Annotated in this window: 5 protein-coding genes and 1 pseudogene; 2 read left to right on the top strand and 4 right to left on the bottom strand. The window is 39.9% G+C overall.

The features are described from left to right. The 3 genes and pseudogenes from Q8J82_RS13300 to Q8J82_RS11290 form a co-directional block, all read right to left on the bottom strand. Positions 1-1,240, bottom strand: a pseudogene (locus Q8J82_RS13300) (transposase); the annotation flags it as partial. 216 nt (positions 1,241-1,456) lie between these two features. Next, a complete protein-coding gene (locus Q8J82_RS11295) occupies positions 1,457-2,248 on the bottom strand; it encodes an EAL domain-containing protein (protein ID WP_304890375.1) in 792 nt (263 codons plus the stop codon). Between the two features lie 378 nt (positions 2,249-2,626). After that, positions 2,627-3,049, bottom strand: a complete 423-nt coding sequence (locus Q8J82_RS11290; protein ID WP_304908273.1) for a hypothetical protein — start codon at positions 3,047-3,049, stop codon at positions 2,627-2,629. Between the two features lie 352 nt (positions 3,050-3,401). Here Q8J82_RS11290 and Q8J82_RS11285 point away from each other — a divergent pair, with 352 nt between their 5' ends. Continuing rightward, positions 3,402-3,668, top strand: a complete 267-nt coding sequence (locus Q8J82_RS11285) for a hypothetical protein (protein WP_304891539.1) — start codon at positions 3,402-3,404, stop codon at positions 3,666-3,668. A 246-nt stretch (positions 3,669-3,914) separates the two neighbouring features. After that, positions 3,915-5,393: a YdiU family protein gene (locus Q8J82_RS11280; RefSeq protein ID WP_304891540.1), complete on the top strand. Its 1,479-nt coding sequence runs from the start codon at positions 3,915-3,917 to the stop codon at positions 5,391-5,393. Positions 5,394-5,566: 173 nt separating this feature from the next. On the opposite strand, the gene Q8J82_RS11275 is transcribed toward Q8J82_RS11280, so the two are convergent. Next, a complete protein-coding gene (locus Q8J82_RS11275; RefSeq protein WP_304891541.1) occupies positions 5,567-5,860 on the bottom strand; it encodes a DUF5710 domain-containing protein in 294 nt (97 codons plus the stop codon). Positions 5,861-6,141 lie beyond the last annotated feature (281 nt).

The raw sequence follows: 6,141 nt of genomic DNA, 5'->3' as shown, positions 1-6,141 counted from the left end.
AGAGCTAGGCCCCAATCACGCACAGGCATTGTCCATTTACTGGTGATGCGGTGTGCGTTCAAGTATATCACTTTCATCATAGCCTCATCGTCCATGAAGGATTTTTTAGGTTTCAGCACTTTTTGTAAGCTGGCATTGAGTGATTCCACTGCATTGGTGGTGTAAATCACCTTGCGAATTGCAGGCGGATAATCAAAGCACACCGTTAAGCGTGACCAGTTATTGCGCCAGCTCGGTGCAATGCTGGGATAAGCTTCACCCCATTTGGCTTCAAAGTCATCCAGAGCCAAACGCGCTGCTGCTTCAGTGGCCGCACTGTAAATCGCGCGCAAATCTGCGGCTACAGTCTTGCGCTCTTTCCACGGCACAAACCTGAGTGAATGGCGTACCTGATGCACGATACATTGCTGTACCTGTGTGAGTGGATAGACAGCGTTAAGGGCTTCCTCAAAGCCCTTCAAGCCATCCACGCAGGCAATGAGGATGTCGTTGACACCACGATTCTTCAGCTCAGTGAGCATGCTCATCCAAGCCTTCGCGCCTTTGACGTATGAATAATCCACTTTAGTGGGTATATTCTACGGGCAAGACCCTTGCGGTCTCGGTGGCCTGACCCCAAAGCCCGAGCAGCTCTTTCTGACCTTGCATATTGATGCCAAGCGCCACATACAGATGGCGTTTGGCGACCATGCCATTCTGGCGTGAGCTAGTCACTAATGCGTCTAAATACACCACGGCGTAGCGCTCAGATAATGCACGCTGTTGCCAGATCCGTATGTCGTCTAATACTTGATCGGTGAGTGTGCTGATAAAGCCGGTGGAGACTTCAACTGCATAGCGTTTCTCCAGGTAGCTTTGAATGTCGCGTACACTCATGCCGTGACCGTATAACTCAATAATCTCATCGCTGAAGCTATCTATCTTGCGTTGATGTTTACCGATAAATTGTGGTTCAAAGCTACCCTCTCGATCACGCGGCGTATCAATTTCCACATAACCATCATCGGCAATAATGGTCTTGCGGCTTACGCCGTTACGGCTGTTGCCGGTGTTTTTACCTGTGGCAGCATTGTTTGTCATAACCCAGATGCTGGGTCATTTCGGCAGCTAAGGCACGTTCTGCAACGCGTTTGAATAGGTCTTTCATGAGCGACTGGTAGTCGTCCATGTTTTTAACGCCATTCAGTAAGTCCGCAATACCTGCTGCGGTGGTGGATAAATCTGTTTTAGTTGTTGCCATTCCAAACCCCTCGTTTCTGAATTTAATTTAACTTACTACAAAATTCAGTTACACAGAAATTTGAACGGTCTCTAAGCGCGAACTGCGCTTAGTCGTTCTGCTTCGTTTGAAGGTATCGGGCATTGTATGATTTCTGTAGCCATGATGCCCCTGGAAAAATATATATTTTAAAAAGGGTTAGTTACTGAGTTTAATAATGAAATGCACAAAGCACATTTAGCACCAAGACGTCGGCTCCACTATCCCTACTGCCTTAAAAGCAGGTTTGCAGAATAGATAGCCTTGAAAAAGATTAATACCAAAGCTTAATAAAACGTCTCTTTCAGCTATTGTTTCCACGCCTTCGGCAAGTACTATGACATTGAGTTCTTCACACATACGAGTGACAGCTTTGATAATAGTTTGGCGCGACTTGCTTATATCAACATTACGAATCAGATTCATATCAATCTTGATGATATCAGGTTGAAAATTAGCCAATAGGTTTAATCCAGCGTAACCAGCACCGAAATCATCAAGCGCAGTTTTAAATCCTAACTTCTTATATTCTGACACAATATTTAATAGGTGCTTTGTATCCTCAACTATTTCTTGCTCAGTAAATTCAAAAATAATGTTATTGGCTGGAAAGTTGTATTTTTTTGCAGCTTCTAAAGTAGTCCTGATGCATAGTTCAGGTCTATATACCGCATTAGGCATAAAGTTGATTGATAACATTCCTTTAAGATTAAGTTCAGCGGCAGTTTTGACTGCCTTGACTCGACATGCCTGATCAAAACGGTATGTATTATCGTTATTAACTTTACTTAAAACAGTATAGGCAGCTTCTCCATTTGGCCCTCTGATTAAAGCCTCATGCGCGAATATAGTTTTAGTATTATTGTCGACTATTGGCTGAAAAGCATATTCAAAGTCGAAATCCAATTCAATACTGTTTTTGCAACCTACGCATGGGGGTGATTCTGTTTTTGATCGCATATGAATGACGGGGGTAGCAAAATTACTCATAGAGAGACCTTAAATAAAGATAACAACATTAACCAAATACCAACCAAGTTAAGTATATATCTAGAAATTAGGTTTTAAATCGGTAAGGTGGAGCAATAAATTAGCTTAATTCTGATGACACATCCGTCTACTAAATCGGACTCATCTCATATCACCGCACTTACTTTAATAGATTGAACGTGACAATTTCGACGAGCGTGATCGACGCTTTAGCGATTGATATCGAGCATATATCATTTAATGTCAACAGGTTACATAATATTTTAATCCGTGTATCCCTAGTTCTAGCCCAAGTCGAGAGGCCAAATACCAAAAGCCCTGCAGAGATGCGGGGCTTTTGCGTTTTCGCTCAATATTGACTATTAGATAACATTAACTTCAATGCAGTAATGACCCATCATCAAATTCGTCTTCATCATCCCACTCTTCAAATATCAACGGCTCATTTCCCATATCCCAAACCATTGATTTGTACTCAACATCAAACCATTCACGGAACATTTTGAGTGTGCGTTTTTTCGGCCATTCAGCTTCATCAAGAATCCATGAGCTAAGGATATGTTCAAAAAACATGCGCCAACGTTTCTCAACCCATTTAATTGCATCTTCAGTACCATCTACTGGGTCTATTGGAGAATCAAATGACGGTACGAGGAATGCTTCGCTATCATCGTTAGCATTTTCCAATGTAAGGTCCATCGGCAATTCGCCTGCTGTCCTTACCCAGTCAATATAAGGCTGCTTGTAGCGTAATACGACAAGACCTCGATTAAGTTGAAATCGTGGGTATTCAGAGGTCATTTATTATTCACACTTTCTTTAAGATATGAGCTAAGTTTAGTTTTGTGGACAAATGAGTCATCAGAATTATGCTGCAATTTTATTACCAATGTAATATTGATTGACGAAACCAGCAGGTTAAAAAAATTGGCATTTCAATGTTACTTAATAAAATATTCGTCGATACCTCATCATTGATATTAAATTATCAACACTAATTTATTGATTAAATTTTAAAAAAACTATTAAATCAATAGGTTAAATTTACACCTTTCAATTAAATCCAATGGCACGGTATTTGCTAATTAACAATTATTGTTACTTTTCTTTAATTAAATGAAAAATGCCAAGTAATCTTAAAGGGGTGAATAAAATGATTATCAATAAAGTTGCAGCTAAGAAAAATATGACAGTGGATGCACGTCAAAAACAAAACTGGGCGTTAAGCTTATTATTAGATGATATGGCAGTATGGTTCCCAGATTCCTACTACGATATTGAAGCGATGATTTTTGAAGAGACCAAAGGATTTAGAGCAAATCATAGCCCAAAGATTCACTCGTCCGACTTGCCGGCTAAGCAAATCAAAAACAAGAAGCCTTTGGGTGGATTTAATAATGCATCCCTTTGCGCTTTATAAATGAAATGGTAAACAAGCAAATAATTGGTTAAGTCTACTACAAGAACCGAGCGACAACCCTACCGGATTTCAAGTAATAGGCATTTAGAATAAATGCCTGATAAAGCATCGTTAAATTTACTTTCAAGCCACTAGCTTGCATCATGTCAATACCAAACCCAGACGAGCTGGATTTATTGATATTAAAGCTTCACTTTTTACGTATGAAAAGTTAATATCCTACTAAATTAGTAAGGATTATATCAATTGGTCGATTTAAAAGAAAAAACAGCCTTTTCATCTGGCTGGAATTTTGATAATAGCTACACTAAGCTTCCACTATCATTGTTCGTTAAACAAAATCCAACAAAAGTTAAAGCTCCGCACATCGTGCTATTTAACAAGCAGCTTGCAATATCACTTGGATTGAATGCGAAAAAATTATTCGAAGATGATGGAAATATCATTTTTTCCGGAAACAAAGTACCAATAGGCTCAGAACCAATTGCTCAGGCTTATGCTGGCCATCAATTCGGTCATTTCAACATACTCGGAGATGGCCGTGCGATATTGCTTGGAGAACACATTACGCCAGAAGGTATTCGCTACGATATACAATTAAAAGGCTCTGGCGTTAGTGCTTATTCCCGCCGTGGCGATGGGCGTGCAGCACTAGGACCTATGCTCAGAGAATATATCATTAGCGAGGCGATGTATGCGCTTGGAATACCCACTACACGAAGTCTTGCTGTGGTGACTACAGGAGAACCTGTGTATCGCGATAGAGTTCTTGCTGGTGCAGTTCTAACGCGGGTAGCCTCAAGTCATATCCGCGTGGGAACATTTCAATTTGCATCATCCCTCAATGAAACTGAAGTCATCAGAACCCTCGCAGATTACACCTTGAATCGCCACTTTTCTGAATTTGTATCATCAGAAAATAAATATCTACTTTTACTGCATGCAGTCATTGACCGTCAGTCAAAATTACTGGCAAAGTGGATGCAAGTTGGATTTATTCATGGCGTGATGAATACCGACAACATGGCCATTTGTGGCGAAACTATAGATTATGGGCCATGTGCATTTATGGATACCTACGACCCCGCAACTGTTTTTAGTTCGATTGATCAACATGGCAGATACGCTTTTGGTAACCAGCCACATATTGCGCAATGGAATCTTGCGAGATTTGCTGAAACGTTGCTTCCACTTTTACATCAGGACTTAAATCAGTCAATCCAGATTGCAAATGATGCTATCCAAACTTTCCCGATAAAATTTAAGCAATACTGGTTGTCTGACATGCGTAAAAAATTAGGTTTATTCACAGAACAGCCTGATGACCTTTCATTGGTAGAGGAGCTTCTATTATGCATGGAAAAATACAGCATGGACTATACCAATACTTTTCGCGACTTAGCCTCAGATTTGAATATACATGAGCACATGTTAGATGAACCCGACTTCATCACATGGCATAGTCATTGGCAAAAAAGGATATTAAATCAGAATGAAACTTTAGATAACGCCATTCAATTAATGTTAAAGAGCAACCCTGCAGTTATTCCACGTAATCATAACGTTGAAGCCGCTTTAAGCGCAGCTGAAGAAGGCAATTTCAATGAATTAGCAAAGCTACTTGAAGTATTATCGGAACCTTTTAAGGAAGGTCCTACATCTCGCTATTATCGTACGCCACCTGCTCCATCAAAAACGCCATATAAAACATACTGCGGGACTTAGAGCATATTCTTAGCGTGCGAATACATAACAATAAGTTTACTAAACCCATCTATTTACCGCCCGTTGCACTTAATTGTCAGCGGGCTTTTTACGTCTATCAAAGGAGGATTTCATGAAGATCATAATTGAATTACAAGGCAATACGCTGGAGTATCTAAACGATACTGTAACTATTACCATTCATCCACGTCTCTTATTTCATAAGCTTCACGCAATTTAGCATTGACCTCGTCAATATCATGGTCAACTGGTTGATTATGAGCAGTCAATTTTGTAGCGGCCTTCGACGTGGTTTTAGCGTCAGTTGTCGTATGTGGAACATTTGTAAACCACTTTTCAAACGGTGCTGATTCGACTCCTTGCGGCACATACCATTGTTTTATTTCTGCGTTCCATCTTGCACCTAGCGCTTTGGCTTGGTCCTTTTCATTGAAAGGTACTTTGAGATTGATGATAGGTGTAGTCATGCTTATCCTGATGTTTTTTTGCTGTATTTATGATTATAGTATTTTATGTAGTGTATTTAAATTAGAACCCGTTCTGAAAAAATTTAAATATCAATATATTTGGACATCCCACCTCATGGTGGACACCCAATTTACTCGAATTCAATGGATATTTTATGGTGCATTAAAAGTCTTTGAATCTCTAACCTTGAGCTAAGGTTTATCACCTAACGCTAGGATTAAACTATAAAAATTGATACAATCCATTTCTCAGTTTTGTTGGTATTGGCGAGCCTAATACT

Origin of the sequence: Methylotenera sp. (assembly GCF_030684185.1) — a bacterium.
Taxonomy (GTDB): Bacteria; Pseudomonadota; Gammaproteobacteria; order Burkholderiales; family Methylophilaceae; genus Methylotenera.
The sequence above is the reverse complement of the archived record's forward strand: the minus strand, read 5'-3'. Positions and strand labels throughout refer to the sequence as shown.